This window comes from Pseudomonas donghuensis (genome assembly GCF_000259195.1).
Taxonomy (GTDB): Bacteria; Pseudomonadota; Gammaproteobacteria; order Pseudomonadales; family Pseudomonadaceae; genus Aquipseudomonas; species Aquipseudomonas donghuensis.
The window spans coordinates 26102-41506 of the sequence record NZ_AJJP01000193.1; the positions used below are offsets into that span (position 1 = coordinate 26102).

General features: G+C 62.9%; 14 protein-coding genes. 9 read left to right on the forward strand and 5 right to left on the reverse strand.

What is annotated here, in order from left to right; all coding sequences use genetic code 11:
• Positions 1 to 44: 44 nt before the first annotated feature.
• Positions 45 to 431 carry a fe2+ zn2+ uptake regulation protein gene (locus UW3_RS0101670; RefSeq protein WP_026001149.1) on the forward strand — a complete coding sequence of 129 codons (387 nt, stop codon included), beginning with the start codon at positions 45 to 47 and terminating at the stop codon, positions 429 to 431.
• A gap of 37 nt (positions 432 to 468) precedes the next feature.
• Here the strand turns inward: UW3_RS0101670 and UW3_RS0101675 are convergent, their stop codons facing one another.
• Positions 469 to 657 carry a hypothetical protein gene (locus tag UW3_RS0101675; RefSeq protein ID WP_010220419.1) on the reverse strand — a complete coding sequence of 63 codons (189 nt, stop codon included), beginning with the start codon at positions 655 to 657 and terminating at the stop codon, positions 469 to 471.
• A 158-nt stretch (positions 658 to 815) separates the two neighbouring features.
• Here UW3_RS0101675 and UW3_RS0101680 point away from each other — a divergent pair, with 158 nt between their 5' ends.
• The 4 genes from UW3_RS0101680 (at position 816) to UW3_RS0101695 (ending at position 3247) form a co-directional block, all read left to right on the forward strand.
• Positions 816 to 1280 carry a hypothetical protein gene (locus tag UW3_RS0101680; protein WP_010220420.1) on the forward strand — a complete coding sequence of 155 codons (465 nt, stop codon included), beginning with the start codon at positions 816 to 818 and terminating at the stop codon, positions 1278 to 1280.
• Between the two features lie 288 nt (positions 1281 to 1568).
• Complete coding sequence (locus UW3_RS0101685; RefSeq protein ID WP_010220421.1) at positions 1569 to 1949, forward strand: Mor transcription activator family protein; 381 nt, start codon at positions 1569 to 1571, stop codon at positions 1947 to 1949.
• Between the two features lie 63 nt (positions 1950 to 2012).
• A complete protein-coding gene (locus tag UW3_RS0101690; protein WP_010220422.1) occupies positions 2013 to 2582 on the forward strand; it encodes a DUF2589 domain-containing protein in 570 nt (189 codons plus the stop codon).
• Between the two features lie 101 nt (positions 2583 to 2683).
• A complete protein-coding gene (locus UW3_RS0101695; protein WP_010220423.1) occupies positions 2684 to 3247 on the forward strand; it encodes a DUF2589 domain-containing protein in 564 nt (187 codons plus the stop codon).
• Between the two features lie 12 nt (positions 3248 to 3259).
• Here the strand turns inward: UW3_RS0101695 and UW3_RS0101700 are convergent, their stop codons facing one another.
• The 3 genes from UW3_RS0101700 to UW3_RS0101710 form a co-directional block, all read right to left on the reverse strand.
• On the reverse strand, positions 3260 to 6934 hold the full coding sequence (locus UW3_RS0101700) for a translocation/assembly module TamB domain-containing protein (RefSeq protein WP_010220424.1): 3675 nt from the start codon (positions 6932 to 6934) through the stop codon (positions 3260 to 3262).
• Entirely contained in the window at positions 6931 to 8673 is a 1743-nt protein-coding gene (locus tag UW3_RS0101705) for an autotransporter assembly complex protein TamA (protein ID WP_010220425.1), read from the reverse strand. Before UW3_RS0101705 ends, UW3_RS0101700 begins: the two co-directional genes overlap by 4 nt.
• 66 nt (positions 8674 to 8739) lie before the next feature.
• Entirely contained in the window at positions 8740 to 9390 is a 651-nt protein-coding gene (locus UW3_RS0101710; RefSeq protein ID WP_010220426.1) for a GNAT family N-acetyltransferase, read from the reverse strand.
• A 162-nt stretch (positions 9391 to 9552) separates the two neighbouring features.
• Here UW3_RS0101710 and xthA point away from each other — a divergent pair, with 162 nt between their 5' ends.
• The 3 genes from xthA (at position 9553) to UW3_RS0101730 (ending at position 13068) form a co-directional block, all read left to right on the forward strand.
• A complete protein-coding gene (gene xthA / locus UW3_RS0101720; protein ID WP_010220427.1) occupies positions 9553 to 10365 on the forward strand; it encodes an exodeoxyribonuclease III in 813 nt (270 codons plus the stop codon).
• A gap of 198 nt (positions 10366 to 10563) precedes the next feature.
• Positions 10564 to 11880: a substrate-binding domain-containing protein gene (locus tag UW3_RS0101725; protein WP_010220428.1), complete on the forward strand. Its 1317-nt coding sequence runs from the start codon at positions 10564 to 10566 to the stop codon at positions 11878 to 11880.
• Between the two features lie 165 nt (positions 11881 to 12045).
• Positions 12046 to 13068: a TerC family protein gene (locus UW3_RS0101730; RefSeq protein WP_010220429.1), complete on the forward strand. Its 1023-nt coding sequence runs from the start codon at positions 12046 to 12048 to the stop codon at positions 13066 to 13068.
• Here UW3_RS0101730 and UW3_RS0101735 read toward each other — a convergent pair.
• Positions 13062 to 14291, reverse strand: coding sequence for an acyl-CoA dehydrogenase (locus UW3_RS0101735; protein ID WP_010220430.1), 1230 nt, complete (start codon positions 14289 to 14291; stop codon positions 13062 to 13064). The two genes, UW3_RS0101730 and UW3_RS0101735, sit on opposite strands and share 7 nt — an antisense overlap.
• A gap of 138 nt (positions 14292 to 14429) precedes the next feature.
• Here UW3_RS0101735 and UW3_RS0101740 point away from each other — a divergent pair, with 138 nt between their 5' ends.
• Positions 14430 to 15368, forward strand: coding sequence for a LysR family transcriptional regulator (locus tag UW3_RS0101740; protein WP_010220431.1), 939 nt, complete (start codon positions 14430 to 14432; stop codon positions 15366 to 15368).
• The last annotated feature ends 37 nt before the right edge of the window (positions 15369 to 15405 follow it).

Genomic DNA, 15405 nt, shown 5'->3' on the forward strand with positions numbered 1-15405 from the left:
AGCACTTTTGCTTATCTGGACAGACCATGAAATGGAGCATTCACATGTACAACCAGCAACATTCAGCGGCAATAGCTGAGCCTGGACGCACAAATAACCAACCTGTGGCTGAAAATACCGAAGCCGGCGAAAATGAACGCCCCGGCAATGAGCACATCCGCGAATTGCTCAAGGCCTTTGGCCTGCGCACCAGCCTGATTCGCCTGAAGGTCATCGATGCCTTGCACATGGCCGATCGCAACGGTCGCAGCATTGGTGTACGCGGTGTGCACAGCCAGCTCGAACAGCTGGATATCCCCCTGTCATTCCTCAGCGTTCGCGAAGTACTCAAGCGCTTGTGCGCCGAAGGCGTCATCAGCCTTGGCAGCGACAAGTGCTACAGCCTCAATCCCCAGGCCCGTGCCGTGCTGGAGCAAGCCAGCTCACGTTGAGCGACCGGCCGGCCCATAGCCGGCCGCGCTTAAACCCTCAGGGTTTGACCTTGCGGCGCATGACGCCATTGATCACCACCACTGCCACCGCCACACCGATGGCGATGTACTGGAACACCTGCTCGCTGATCGTCCCCTGTTTTTGCAGGTAGGACAGTCCGAGCATGATCCCCAGCACCAGCAGGGAGATCAGGATGGAGTATTTCAGGCGTTGACCTTGCGTCATTGGTAGTTCCTTGCGACATCGGCGAAAAGGCCCGAAGCGGGCCGTGCGCATGATACAACGTCCCCCGCCGGTCAGCGGACAATTTCCCGCTTCTGTTGTCGCCGCCCCGTCGCCACCATGGTGTCCCGGGCTGATGCCCAGACGAACGGAAGCTCACCATGTTGATGCGAACACTGCTGGGCAGCCTGCTGCTCCTGGGCGCCGCCCTCAAGGTTCAGGCCTTGCCCACCGAAAATCAGCCTCAGGCGCTGCTCCTGACACTCGGCGCCGAACTGGCCAACAACGCCGGCAGTAGCCAATGGCAACAGCTGTGGCAGCGGACCCGACAAGCCGGCCACCTGGGCACAGGCACCGCCACGACGCACTTCACCGTACCCCAGGCACAGCTTGCGCAACTGGTGGTACACGCCCTGGCGACAGCCGATCAAGCCCAGCCACTGAAACAGACCCAGGTCCTGTATCGCCGGGATTTTCACCCCAGCGTCATCGGCAAGGCCTCGGCCCAGGAATTTACCGCCCTGTGCGTATGGGTCGACTGGCGCAGCTTTCCCCTCCACGGCGTTACCCGTCCAGCCAGTTTCCTGGGCCAAGTCAGCCTGCTACTGGCGCGCCCGTGCGAATGAGCATGGGTCGGCCAATCAGGTCGAGTCAAAACTCTCGCATGTGCCAGCAATCAAGGCCCTGCGCGATGCCCTGAACCCCATTCCCACCGGGGTGAGCCTAACAACCTACAAACCGCGTGCAAAAAGGCCACCCTAACCGCCCCACTTGCTGCCTAGCCTGCTTTCTTCATGCTGGCCGAAAATTCAGTTCAAGCCGGTCAGGTGCGAAATGGCCTGAAATGGCTCGAGCCGCTTGGCACGGATGCTCAAGCATCTGGGTGCCAAACCATCGCCTACAAGGAAGTCATCATGGAACTGAGCGAACTGAACCGTATTGATGTCGCGCAACTGCCCCACTCGCTGCAGATGCTGATCGAGTGCCTGGGTATCGAGAATGCCTACAACCTTACCTGTGCCTTTGGTGGGCGCCCCAAGTACATCCCCAAGCATCGAGAGCGCACCGCCCTGGCACAGATCCTTCCCGCCCCGGCGCTGGATGCGCTGATCCGGCGCTTCGCCGGCATGGCCCTGGAAATCCCCAAGGTCGACCATTTCCTGCGCCAACTGCGCAATCAACAGATCCAGCAAGAAAGTGCCGATGGCCAGTCTCGTAGCATGCTGGCCAACAAGTACGGCTTAAGCCTGCGCCAGATCGGCAACATCCGTCGTCAGGAAGCTTGTCCGCGCTGAGTACGGCAAACATGAACCCCAATACTGCACACAAGGTGTGGACCCACGATAAGGAAATCACCCATGGCAACAATCGACAACGATCTGATCGGTTCGGTCATGAACTCCCTGCCCCTGGACCGGATGATTGCCGGACCGCTGCAGGCAATGGTCCAGGCACAGGTAGCCGCTAGCCAGTCCTACGCCGACTTCCTCATGGGTGTCTGTGTCGAGAATGGCAAAGCAGTTGCCATCGAGTTCAACTACGACGAAACCGTCACCGATGAGCAGGGGGCGGCCAAGGGAACCGTTTCCAAAACCATGCGCATCCCGCTGATGGCGGCGATCGCCCACCCCAACATTGTCATCGAAGAAGGTAACGTCGAGTTCGAAGTGACCATCAGCCAACAGGCTGAATCCAGTCGCGAAACCGCAGGCGAAGCGAGTACCGCTGCCTCCTTCGGCTTCGGCAAGTTCAAGATGGAGCTCAAAGGCCAGGTCAGCCACAAGTCGACACAAACCCGCAAGACCGATACCCGTGCGCGCTATGCCTTCAATACCAAAATACGCCGCCAGGAGCCGCCGGAGGCACTGATGCGGGTAATTGATGCCCTCACCGAAGCCGCCAGCAAACCGGTTGCAAGCCCCAGCTGACAGCCACCGTCCCAGCGCAGGGTAGCTGAGCGCACCCCTTCGCCACTGGCCCCTTCCACGGGAGGGGGCTTCAGCTAAAAAATCCCAGGAGTGCCCACCGCTTGGACCCTCGCCCGCCAAACAACGCACCCATCATCGCCAGCGACCTGTGCGATATCACTCGCGGCCTGCAGGAAGCCGCCGCAGCCACCAACAACCTGATTGCCCAGCAGTACATCAAGCTGTTCGACCAGTTTTTCGACTATGACGCCGAGGCACTGGGCACGCCGATGAAAGCCAAGATGGTCGAAGTGGCGATGGACGATCAGCACACGATGCAGATCCCGCTGATCGCACTGGTGTCACCGCGTGGGCTGGCACTGGAGCGCATGCAGGTCGACCTGTCTGTGCGGATTCAAAACACCGAAACCACCGAGGCCTGCGAGAGCCTGCAACGCGAGCGCTTCTATGTAACGGTCGGCGGCCAGAGCAAACGCAATGGCGAAGCACCGCGCGACCCCGATGAAGTGCAGATCCGCATGCAGTTCCAGGCCTGTGAACCACCGGAAGCGCTGAACCGGCTGATCGAGGAGTACACCAAACTGATTACCCCGCTTCGCTTGTCCCCCCCTGTCCAACCCACGGACGACAGCAACGAGTTCATCGAAGCGGCGACCGTGCGCTGACACTACTGGCCTCTAGAAGTCGCGCTTGTAGAAGATATCCAGGGAGCTGGCCAGACCACTGGCCGCCTCCAGGTAGACTTTCTTGCTGAGCTTGTAACGCAGGGCAATGGTGTTGGCCGGCTCGAACACCCCAACGCCGTAACGCAGGCTCAAACGCTCGGTCAGGTTACCGCTGGCGACTACCGCAGTGCTATTGCCGCTGCCCTGGGTGTCGAGCTGGAAGTCATCGATACCCAGGCTCGAGGCCAGGCTGCCGGTGATCCCGGCGCTGCCTGCCAGGCCCAGGCCGAGCGCGGCTTCAGCGAGCATGTTGTTGTCTTCCCCGGTAGTACCCAGTGGCCGCCCGAGCACCAGGTAGGACAACGCCTGCTCCTGGCTCATGGCCGGCTCCGAGAACACCTGGGTGGTGGGCTGTTCGGCACTGCCGCTCAAGCGGATACCGGCAATCACATCATCGGTCTTGCGAATGGCCTCGATGTCCAGGTAAGGCTGGTCGATGGGGCCGGCAAACAGCAAGCGCGCGCGGCGGATGGTCAGGCGTTGGCCATAGGCGCGGTAGCGGCCGTCGGCCAGGCTCAGTTCGCCGCGGGTATCGAGGTTGTCACCGATGTGCACGTGCCCCAGCAGGTTGGCGGTCAGGCCGAAGCCGCTGAACGAGAGTTTTTCCTGACCGACCTGGACGTCGATATCCATGGCCATGGCCATCGGCGGTTTGCCCTCCTCGGTCTGATGACCAAGGATCACCGTATCGTCGGAAACCTTGACCGTGGACGGCGGTAACTCACGCACGGTGATTTTGCCCTTGGGTACCCGCACCTTGCCGGTCACCGCGAGCTTGTCGTCAATCAGGCTGATTTTCAGGTCCGGAGCGACTTCCAGTGCCGCATAGGGCTCAACATTGACCGGCAGCTGCTGGCCCTGCAGCGCCAGGTTGACAGTCAGTGCCTGGCCCCAGCCAATCTGCCCGTTCAGGCTGCCCTGGCCAGCATCACCGCTTTTCCAGCGGCCGTTGAGCTGGACCTGTTCGCCAGCGATCAGTGCCTGCAATTGCAGATCCTCAAGGCTGATCGGCAGCTCCGAGCCGCTGATTTCGCCACGCGCAAGGTTCAGGCTGCCATTGACCTGGGGCGCCAGCAAAGTGCCGGACAGGCGCCCGCTGCCGTTGAGCTGGCCATTCAAGCGTTCGACCATCGGCGCGAACGGGCGGCCAATGGCCAGGTCCAGGCCACTGAGGCGGAAGTCACCGCTCAGGGGTTTGTTTTTGGCCAGCGGATCAAGCCGGATATTGACCGCCAGCTCGCCGAGCTTGTCGCCCAGGAAATCCAGACGGGTGTCGATGCGTCGCGGGCCCAGGGTGCTTTGCAGGCGCAGGGTCTGGTAGGGGAAGTCCAGCCAGCGGTCCTTTTCGCGCACCCGCAGGGTACCGCCGCTGGCATCGATGAGGACAGTGCCCTTGGGCCCGCTGGCCGGAACATCGAGGTTGATGTCGGCATTGAGCAGGCCCTGCCAGGCAAAGTCCTTGGGCAGCCACTGCGCCAGGCTTTGCAACGGGAACTGCTTGAGGTGGTAGCGCAGGCGCGGCTCGGGCGCCAGACGCTGATCTTCGCCACACAGGCTGGCCTGGCCGGAACGCCAGCAATGGGCGCTGAAATCCACTTGCCCACTGGCCAGGCGCTGCAGTTTCGCCGGTGCCTGCAGGCGCCAGTCCTGGCCGCCGGCCTGGATTTCACCACTGGCCAGGCGACCGCGCCAGTTGCCCTTGTCCAGTTGCCCGTCCAGGCCCAGGTCCAGCTTGAGCTGCGGCCCGTCCAGGGCCAGTTGCAGCTTTTGCTGGCGAATGTCACCTGCCCCCTTGGCGGTGAGCATGCCAAGGGGGGTGTCACCCAGGCGAATGCCGCCGGCCTGCAGGTCGATAAGCGCGCGTTGCGCGTTGTCCAGACGCGCATCCAGGCTCAGGCGCTGTACACGGTTGTCGGCCTGGGCCAATTGCTGGCCCTGCAGAACGAAGCTGCCCTGGGGCGCCTGCAAGGTTCCGGTAACCTCCAGCCGCCCTTTGACCTGGCCTTGCAACTGCGGCCAGAGTTGGCCCAGGCGCGGCAGGTTGAGATCGATCTGCCCGGCCAGACGCTGTTGCAGGCTGCCGCTGCCATTGATCTGGTTGTCGCCCAGGCGGATGTCCAGGGTGCCCAGGGTCCATTGCTGCCCTGCCCCTTGTGCCACCGCCTTGAGTACGGCGGGCTGGCCGCGCAGGCGGCCCTTGAGGTCAAGGTCGGCATCCAGGCGCAACTCGCCGTTTTTCATTTCACCCTTGCTGCGCAACGGGCCCGCCAGGGTGCCGGGCAATTCGGCCAGCCAGTACGCCGGGTTCAGCGCCGACAGCTCCAGCGCCGCATCCCAGGCCAGGCCATCGGCAAACTGCACGCCGACACTGCCGGCGGCCTTGCCCTGGCCGGCACTGAGCAACAATTGCGGCAAGCTGACCTGCTTGAGGTCGCCCTTGAACGGGCTGCTCAGGCTGAAGGCGCCGGCCGGGCCGTCCAGGTCACCTTTGAACTCGCCCTGGTAGTTGCCATCACGGTACTGCACCTGGCCGTTGAAGCGGCGCAGGGTAACGTCGGGCGCTTGCTCCAGCGGATACAGGCGCAACCAGGGGAAATCCAGCCAGTCGATGCTGGCTTCAGCACTCGGGCCTTGCTGCCAGTCGGCCTTGGCCTTGAGCTTGAGCGCCTGCTCGGCGCTGGCGCTGAGGTCCAGGGTGCTGAGCTCGGCACCTTTGGCATCGACCCGGCCTTGCAGATTGAGCGCCACCGGCCCCTGCTCGGCGGGCAGGCTGGCTGAACCCAGCAACTGATAGCCGCTTTGCAGGTTACCCTTGGCGCTCAGTTGCAGCGTGTTCAGTTGCAGGGTGTCAGGCAGCTCGGCCGAGGGTTTGAAGGCCTCGCTGCTGATCTGCAGGTGCGCCGGCAGGTTGTCGGCCAGGGCTTGCAGCTCGCCGGACAGGCGCGCGTGCAGGTAACCGCTGCTGTCAGCCTTGAGCCTGAGGGTTTTCTGCAGGTCGCCGTCCACCTGCAATGCCAGTTGCCAGGGCTGTCCGTCGACACTCGGCAACTGCAGTTGCCCCTTGGCCTGCAACGGCCAATCGGCTTCGGGCTTGAGCAACCCCTGCAGGTTCAGCTTGAGCTCATCGCGCTGCAGTTGCAGGCTGTCGATCTGCAGCCCGCCCGAGGTCCAATGCGCGGCCAGTTGCAATTGGCTGAGCTGTTCATTGCCGTCCAGGCGCAGATGGCCGATACGCACCTGGCCCAACTCGATGGCCACGGGTAGCTTGAGTGCCGGCAGTTGCAACGGCCCGCTATCAGGCTTCGGCTCGCCGGGTGCGAAGGCCAGGTTGACCTGATCGGCTTGCAACTGATCGATGCACAGGGTCATGCGCAGCAGGCAGGCCGGCGACCAGGCCAGTACCGGCGCCACCAACTCGACCCGATCGCCGCCTTGTGCCCACAGCAAGCGCTCGGCTTGCCACTGCCCGGCCAGACGCCCCTGGAAGTTATCCAGCTGCAGCCCCGGCATCTGCTCCAGGGCCCAGCGGCTGCCGGCCTGGGTACCGAGCACCAGGCCCAGACCCAGCACCACCAGCATGAGCAAGGCCAGCAGGCCAAGAACGATGAATTTGATAACGCGACTCACAGTTCCGGCCCCATGGAGAAGTGCAGACGCAAACCGCCGTCGTCATCCAGCGCGCGGGCCAGATCCAGACGCAGCGGTCCGACCGGAGACACCCAGCGCACACCGATACCGACACCGGTCTTGAGGCTGGGAAGCTCCAGATTATTGAATGAATTGCCCTGGTCGATGAAGGTCGCCACCCGCCACTTTTCTGCAACCGAATACTGGTACTCGGCACTGCCGGCCACCAGGTAACGGCCGCCAATACGATCGCCGTCGGAGTTTTTCGGTGACAGGGTCTGGTAGTCGTAGCCTCGCACGCTCTGGTCGCCACCGGCAAAGAAGCGCAACGAGGGCGGAACCGAATTCTTGTAGCTGTTGGTGGCGCTGCCGCCGAACTGCACACGGCCGAGAAAGCGATGATTCTGGCCCAGAGTGGTCAGGCCCTTGAGCAGCACATTGGCATGCAGCAGGTTGGTGTCGGAGACCAGTCCCTGCTTGGCCGCCTGCACATCGAACTGCAGGCGATAGCCATTGTGCGGGTCGATGCGATTATCGCTGCGCAGGTAGGAATAGCTGATGCCGGGCATCAGCAGGTTGCTCAGGCCCGAATCGTCACCGAGCTTGTACTCTTCGCGCTGGTACTTGAGCGAAATGACCCGCTGCCAGCCGCTGGGCAGCTTGCTGTGCCATTCCGGGCCGACCGTGAGCAGCTTGCTCAAGGTATCGGTGCCGGCGATTTCTTCGTTCTGGTAACCACCGGCAAAACGCAGTTTGTCGGTCAGCGGCGGGTCGAGCGGGATGTCGTACCACAGGCCGACGTTCTGCCGTGGCGCCGACAGTTCGGTTTCCCAGCCGTAGCTGTGACCTTGCGGGTTGACCCAGTGGCGAGTCCAGTTGGCCTTGCCGCGCGGCCCGACGTCGGTCGAAAAACCCAGGCCCAGGCCCATGGTCCGCGGTTTGCGGGTGTCGAGCTGAACGGCCACCGGGATGCTCTGCTCGATAGCGGCAGTGGGCGCGGCATCGACCCGTACGCCTTCGAAGTAGCCGCTCGACTGCAGGGCATTGTTGAGCTCGGCGATCAGCTCGGAGTCGTAGGGCGTGTCAGCCTTGAACGGCACCATGCGGTGCAGCAGGTCTTCATCGAGCGGCGTATCGCCAGCAAAGCTGACCTTGCCCAGGCGGTAGCGCGGACCACTGTCGTAGATCAGCTCGATATCGGCAACGCCAGCCTGGGGGTCGACCGCCAGGCGCTGGCGGACGAAGCGGCCACTGAAAAACCCGTAGCGCGAGGCCTGGTTCTGGATCAGGCGCTTGGCGTCTTCGTAGTGGCCATGGTTGAGCACCGCGCCTGAGCGCAACGCCTTGCTGTCGGGAATGCGGAAGGCCTTGAGTTCACTGGCCGGGCCATCGATGCGAATGGTCACATCACGCAAGTGCACCGGCTCGCCTGGGTCGATCGTCAATACCAGCTGCGGGCCCTTGTCGGCCTTGGCCGGCGGTTTGACCTCGCTGTCGATCTGCGCCTGGTAATAGCCCAGGGCCTGGGAGGCCTTGCGTGCCTGCTCGACTGCGCCGCGACTGAAGCGCAGCAGCGCCTCTTCATCGCGTTTACCAAGGCTGCCGATATAGCCTTCGACATTGGCCTTGAGTTCGTTATTGGCAGGTTTGACCCGGACAACCAGCTCGCTTTGCGCATACGCGCCGATGCTGGCAACCCATAGAATCAAACCGCAGGTAAATCGTCCTGAATACGTCATAGGCGCGGATGCTACCAGAGCTTGGCGGCAGCATGGAGCCCGAGGTTTTCCTCACTGCTACGCAATTCAGGCCGATACCTGCTGTGACGACTGCGGATTGGGGTGAAAGAACACGTGTTCGCGGACCGGGCCTACAGCGATCTCGCCAATTTCCTGGTAGCCCTGACGCTGGTAAAACGCCAGGTAGTGCTCGTTGCCGGTGTCCAGCACCACGCCTTGGGAATGCTCATCCACGGCACACCAGTCGTGCACAGCCTGTAACAACTGTTCGCCGTAGTGCTTGCCCTGAAACTGCGGGTGGATCCCCAGCAGCGGCAGTACATGCACCGCGTCACTGGGCAGACAGGCCGCCAGCGCAGCCTGGTAATCCAGGTAGCGGCGGGTACAGCGAAACCCGGTGCTGAGCACCATGCGCATGCGCCAGGCCCAGCTTTCGGTGATGCCCAGACGCCGCTGCGGCGGGGCAATCAGGGCGATGCCGATCAAGCGGTCTTCAACCAGCAGGCCAATGGCGGGTAAATCCTGGAGAAAATGCTGCTTGACCCGCTCGCGCACGGTGGCGCGAATACGCTGGTCGAACCCGGGACGCTGGGCCTCGAACAGAAAGGCAAAGGTCGGTTCGTGGCGATAGGCGTGATACAACAGGGAGCGCGCCTCGCGGCTGTAGCCGCCATCGAGCAGACGGACTTCAGCCGGTGCGGCAGTCGATTCGGGCATGCTGGCAAACCTCCGGAAATGGGCATTCATTGCCTTTGAGGTGTGCGGGGTGCCAACGTTCACCTCGTGCCACAGGTTAGCAACCTCTCGAGTGGATCGCCATGCTGGCCGACGTCGCCGATGTCGGCTAGGATCCTGGGTTTTACCAGGATTGTGCTGCCCATGAAGATCGTCTCGTTCAACATCAATGGCCTGCGTGCCCGGCCCCACCAGTTGGCGGCGTTGATCGAAAAGCACCAGCCCGACGTCATCGGCCTGCAGGAAACCAAAGTCAGCGACGAGCAGTTCCCGCTCGCTGAGGTCCAGGCCCTGGGCTACCACGTGCACTTTCATGGCCAGAAGGGCCACTACGGCGTCGCCCTGCTCTCGCGCCAGGCGCCACTGAGCCTGCACAAGGGTTTCAGCACCGATGAAGAAGAAGCCCAGCGACGCTTCATCTGGGGCACCTTCGCTGATGCCGATGGCACCCCGATCACCATCATGAACGGCTACTTTCCCCAGGGCGAGAGCCGCGACCACCCAACCAAGTTCCCGGCCAAGCAGCGCTTTTACAGCGACCTGCAGACACTGCTCGAGACCCAGTTCCAGAACGACCAGCCGTTGCTGGTGATGGGGGATGTGAACATTTCGCCGGAAGACTGCGACATTGGCATCGGCGCCGACAACGCCAAGCGCTGGCTGAAGACCGGCAAGTGCAGCTTCCTGCCGGAAGAGCGCGAGTGGATGGCGCGTCTGAAGAGCTGGGGCCTGGTCGACAGCTTCCGCCACCTGCACCCGGAAGTGGCTGACCGTTTCAGCTGGTTCGACTACCGCAGCCGCGGCTTTGAAGACGAGCCCAAACGCGGCCTGCGCATCGACCTGATCATGGCCTCCCAGGGGCTGCTGCCACGGATCAAGGATGCCGGGGTCGACTATGACCTGCGCGGGATGGAAAAACCTTCGGACCACGCGCCGATCTGGCTTGAGCTGGGCTAGTTCAGACGCAGCCCCTGTGGGAGCAGCTTGCCAGCGATGAGACCCGGCTGGCCAAGCACGGTATCAGCCGTGGAAAAGCATCGCCGGCAAGCCGGCTCCCACAGGATTGGGCGCAGGTTGGCAAAAACGCTGTCATCTTTTGGTCACCCTTCCGTCTTAATCTCCCGGCACACCCTTTGCCCATGAGTGCCAGACGGCATGTTGCGCCACCTCTCCCTGCTTGTGCTTTGCCTGTTCCCGCTGATTGGCGCCGCTGCCCCGCAGGCGCAATTGCGTATCCAGGGCTCCAACACCATCGGTGCCGCGTTGGCACCGGCGCTGGTCACAGGCTTGCTCGAGCAACAAGGCGCCAGTGCCATCAGCATCGTCAGTGGCGACGCCGCCAACGAACGCCAGGTCCGTGCCCGAGACAGTAACGGCCAGGCCTTGCGCATCGATATCGCCGCCCACGGATCCAGTACCGGTTTCACCGCACTCAAGTCCGGCCAGGCGGAACTGGCTGCCTCCTCCCGTCCGATCAAGCCGGTTGAGCTGAGCGAGCTGCAAGCCCTGGGTGACCTCAACAGTGCCGCCGCCGAGCAGGTCATTGCCCTGGATGGTGTCGCGGTGATCGTCCACCCCGACAACCCGTTGCCGCAGCTGACCACTGTCCAGCTGGCACAGGTTTTTTCCGGGCAAATCCGCAATTGGGAGCAATTGGGTATCGGCAGCGGCCCCATCAACCTGTACGCCCGCGATGACCGCTCCGGGACCTTCGAAACCTTCAAGGCCCTGGTGCTCGACCCAGCACAACACCCCCTGGCCGACACTGCCCGGCGCTTCGAATCGGCCGAGCAACTGGCCAGCCAGGTGCTCGGCGATCGCCAGGCCATCGGCTTCAGCAGCCTGGCCACGGTGCATGGCGCCAAGGTCGTGGCGATTGCCGACGGTGCGTCCCAGGCCATGCTGCCGACACCGGCCCTGGTGGCCAGCGAAGACTATCCGCTGTCGCGACGGTTGTTCTTTTATCTGCCGCCCGGTCAGGCCAATCCACTGGCCCGCGCCCTGGTCGAGTTCGCCCAAAGCGCCCAGGGCCAGGCCATCGTTACCCATAACGGCTTCGTCGGCCAGCAGGTGCAGAGCATCAAGGTACAGCCACGCAAGGAGATGCCCCGCCGCTACCTTGACCTGGCCAGCGATGCCCGGCGCCTGTCGGTGAATTTTCGCTTCCAGGAGGGCAACGCCAGCCTCGACAACAAGGCCCTGCGCGATGTGCAACGGGTGGTCCAGTACCTGCAGGCGCAGCACAAGCTGGCCAACAAGGTGGTGCTGGTGGGGTTTGGCGATGCCAAGGATGACCCGCAGCGCGCCGCCCTGCTCTCGCGGCTGCGAGCCATGGCGGTGCGTCGGGAACTGGCCCGCAGCGGCGTTGAACTGCGCGAGATCATCGGCCTGGGCGATGAACTGCCGGTGGCGGCCAACACCGCCGAACAAGGGCGGATCCGCAATCGCCGCGTCGAGGTGTGGGTCTACTGAGCTGCCGAATGCTGGCCTGGGCAAACAATTGTTACAGGCTCGATTGGGCGCTCACCCTCCCCGGGGCTAGGCTTGTCCTTAGTGACGCCGGGCCCCTCTGACGGCTGCCAAGCCGCCATGTCGGAGTCACTGTTGCTCAGCAACGTCGACATCAAGGAGGGGCTCATGGCAGCTCTACAGGTATTTCTCGATAACGACTTCCTCGGCACCAGCCTGTGGTTCTGGCTGGCCTTTCTCGGCATCGTCCTGACCCTGCTGGTGCTGGACCTGGGCGTACTGCACCGCAAATTGCACGAAATCGAAATGCGCGAAAGCCTGCTGCTGTATGCCGGCTACTTCAGCGTTGGCGTGCTGTTCGGCGTATGGCTGTGGTTCGAGCTGGGCGCGCAGAAGGCCCTGGAATTCTATACCGGCTTTCTCATCGAGCAGTCGTTGTCGATGGACAACGTGTTCGTCATGGCAATGATCTTCAGCTTCTTCGCCATCCCCCGCCGCTACCAGCACCGGGTGCTGTTCTGGGGCATTCTCGGGGTAGTGGTGCTGCGGGCGATCATGATTGGCCTGGGCAGTGCGCTGGTGCAGGAGTTCGACTGGATCCTCTATGTGTTCGGTGCCTTCCTGCTGTGCACGGGAGTGAAAATGCTGTTCTCCGGCACAGAACTCCACCCGGACCTGGCGAACAATCCGGTGCTCAAATTCGTCCGCCGACACCTGCGGGTCACCGACGAGCTGCACGGCCCGCGTTTTTTCGTGCACATCACCCCGGCCGGGCAGAGCAAGGCGCTGCGCTATGCCACGCCGCTGTTCCTGGCCCTGGTACTGATCGAGCTGGCCGACCTGGTGTTCGCCGTCGACAGCGTGCCGGCAATCTTTGCCATCACCCAGGACCCGTTCATTGTCTACACCTCGAACATCTTCGCCATTCTCGGGTTGCGGGCGCTGTACTTTGCCCTGGCGGCGCTGATGCACCGCTTTATTTACCTCAAGTACGCCTTGGCGCTGGTGCTGGTGTTCATCGGCGGCAAGATTTTCTACCACGGCCTGATCGGTGCCGTGCCGCCGATGCTGTCGCTGGGGGTGACCATTGCCCTGCTTAGCGCTGGGGTGTTGTGTTCACTGTACTCGATCCGTTCGCGGGGCAAGCCCGCCCCAGGAAAAGAGACGGGCTTGCGCGGCAAGCATCAGTGACCGCTACGGAGCAGTTCCCTGGGCACGTACTTGCCGATCTCGTACTTGCCGATCGCCGCGCGGTGCACTTCGTCCGGGCCGTCGGCCAGGCGCAGGGTGCGCTGCATGGCGTACATGTAGGCCAGCGGGAAATCAGCCGAGACGCCGGCGCCGCCATGGATCTGGATTGCCCGGTCGATGACCTTGAGGGCCACGTTCGGTGCCACCACCTTGATCTGGGCGATTTCGCTGCGGGCGACCTTGTTGCCGACGGTGTCCATCATGTACGCGGCCTTGAGGGTCAGCAGCCGGGCCATGTCGATTTCCATCCGCGAGTCGGCAATCTTGTCGACGTTGCCACCCAGGCGCGCCAACGGCCGGCCGAAGGCGGTACGTTCCACCGAGCGCTTGCACATCAGTTCCAGGGCACGTTCCGCCATGCCGATCGAGCGCATGCAGTGGTGGATGCGCCCCGGGCCAAGGCGCCCCTGGGCGATCTCGAAACCGCGGCCCTCGCCGAGCAGCACGTTCTCGTAAGGCACGCGCACGTTCTCGAACAGCACTTCGGCATGGCCATGGGGCGCGTCGTCGTAGCCGAACACCGGCAGCGGGCGCACGATCTTCACCCCGGGAGTGTCGGTGGGCACCAGGATCATCGAATGCTGCTGGTGACGCGGGCCTTCCGGGTTGCTCAGGCCCATGAAGATCATGATCTTGCAGCGCGGATCGCAGGCCCCGGAAGTCCACCACTTACGACCATTGATTACCCACTCGTCACCGTCGCGCACGGCGCGGGCGGCCATATTGGTAGCATCGGACGAAGCCACATCGGGTTCGGTCATGGCGAACGCCGAGCGGATATCACCACGCAGCAGCGGCTCAAGCCATTGGCGCTTCTGTGCTTCATTGGCGTAACGCACCAGCACTTCCATGTTGCCGGTGTCCGGCGCCGAGCAGTTGAACGGCTCGGGGCCGAGCAGCGAGCGGCCCATGATTTCCGCCAGGGGGGCATACTCGAGGTTGGTCAGGCCCGCGCCCAGCTCCGACTCGGGCAGAAACAGGTTCCACAAGCCCTCGGCCTTGGCCTTGGCCTTGAGCTCTTCCATGATCGCCGTCGGCTGCCAGCGATCGCCTTCGGCAACCTGGCGCTCGAACACCGCTTCGGCGGGATAGACATAGGCCTCCATGAACGCCGTGACACGTTCACGCAGCGCCTGGACCTTGGGTGAATAGGCGAAATCCATGGGCAGTACCTTCAGTGGAAAAGGGATCTGATATCGATCCTAGATCAGCAGGCAAAATCCACCTAGTCTATTCTCAGCGTGTATAAACATTCATAACCTATATATGATCCACGGATAACACCAATAAGAGCAGCGCCCATGAACCTGAGCAAGGTCGACCTGAATCTGTTCATCGTCTTCGATGCCATCTACACCGAAGCCAACCTGACCCGGGCCGGGCAGATCGTCGGCATTACCCAGCCGGCGGTGTCCAACGCCCTGGCGCGCCTGCGCGAAACCTTCAATGACCCGCTGTTCGTGCGCACCGCCCAGGGCATGGTGCCCACGCCGATGGCGCAAAACATCATCGGCCCGGTGCGCAATGCCCTCTCGCTGCTGCGCGTGTCGGTGCAGGAGAGCCGCATCTTCAACCCGCTGCAGGCCAACAAGACCTTTCGCATCAGCATGACCGACCTCACCGAGGCGGTGATCTTGCCACTGCTGTTCCAGCGCCTGCGCCGCCTGGCGCCGGCGGTGGCGATCGAAAGCTTTTTGTGCAAGCGCCGGGAAACCACCAAGGAACTGGCCGCCGGGCGCCTGGACTTTGCCGTCGATGCGCCGCTCAACACCGACCCGCAGGTGCGCCACGTCAAACTGATGCAGGACCGTTACGTCTGCGCCATGCGCCAGGGCCATCCGCTGTTCAAGGACCCGCTCAGCCTGGACGACTACCTGGGCATGACCCACATTCATATCTCCAGCCGGCGCAACGGCCTGGGTTATGTCGACCTGGCCCTGGGCAAGATGGGCGTGCAGCGCAAGATTGCCCTGCGCTCCCAGCATTACCTGATGGCTTCCCAGGTGCTGCAGCAGACCGACATGGTCATGACCGTTCCGGAGCGTTTCGCCCGTCGCCACCAGCTCAACCATGTCAGCCTGCCGGTGGATGTACCGCCACTGGAAACCCATCTGTATTGGCACGAAAGCACCGACCAGGACCCGGCCAACCGCTGGATGCGCGAACAGATCATCGAGCTGTGCCAGGGCGTGGTGGCGCAGGATGAGCGGGCGGCCAAGGTTGAGGTGCCGTTGCAGTGAACACAGAGCCATTGTGGGAGCAACTGTCTTGATCAGG

Bases quoted from the DNA above. Each gene is read 5' to 3' on its own strand.
- UW3_RS0101740 (WP_010220431.1), top strand. From the start codon at position 14,430: ATGAACCTGAGCAAGGTCGACCTGAATCTGTTCATCGTCTTCGATGCC.
- UW3_RS0101735 (WP_010220430.1), bottom strand. From the start codon at position 14,291: ATGGATTTCGCCTATTCACCCAAGGTCCAGGCGCTGCGTGAACGTGTC.
- UW3_RS0101730 (WP_010220429.1), top strand. From the start codon at position 12,046: ATGGCAGCTCTACAGGTATTTCTCGATAACGACTTCCTCGGCACCAGC.
- UW3_RS0101725 (WP_010220428.1), top strand. From the start codon at position 10,564: ATGTTGCGCCACCTCTCCCTGCTTGTGCTTTGCCTGTTCCCGCTGATT.
- UW3_RS0101690 (WP_010220422.1), top strand. From the start codon at position 2,013: ATGGCAACAATCGACAACGATCTGATCGGTTCGGTCATGAACTCCCTG.
- UW3_RS0101710 (WP_010220426.1), bottom strand. From the start codon at position 9,390: ATGCCCGAATCGACTGCCGCACCGGCTGAAGTCCGTCTGCTCGATGGC.
- xthA (WP_010220427.1), top strand. From the start codon at position 9,553: ATGAAGATCGTCTCGTTCAACATCAATGGCCTGCGTGCCCGGCCCCAC.
- UW3_RS0101705 (WP_010220425.1), bottom strand. From the start codon at position 8,673: ATGACGTATTCAGGACGATTTACCTGCGGTTTGATTCTATGGGTTGCC.
- UW3_RS0101670 (WP_026001149.1), top strand. From the start codon at position 45: ATGTACAACCAGCAACATTCAGCGGCAATAGCTGAGCCTGGACGCACA.
- UW3_RS0101685 (WP_010220421.1), top strand. From the start codon at position 1,569: ATGGAACTGAGCGAACTGAACCGTATTGATGTCGCGCAACTGCCCCAC.
- UW3_RS0101680 (WP_010220420.1), top strand. From the start codon at position 816: ATGTTGATGCGAACACTGCTGGGCAGCCTGCTGCTCCTGGGCGCCGCC.
- UW3_RS0101675 (WP_010220419.1), bottom strand. From the start codon at position 657: ATGACGCAAGGTCAACGCCTGAAATACTCCATCCTGATCTCCCTGCTG.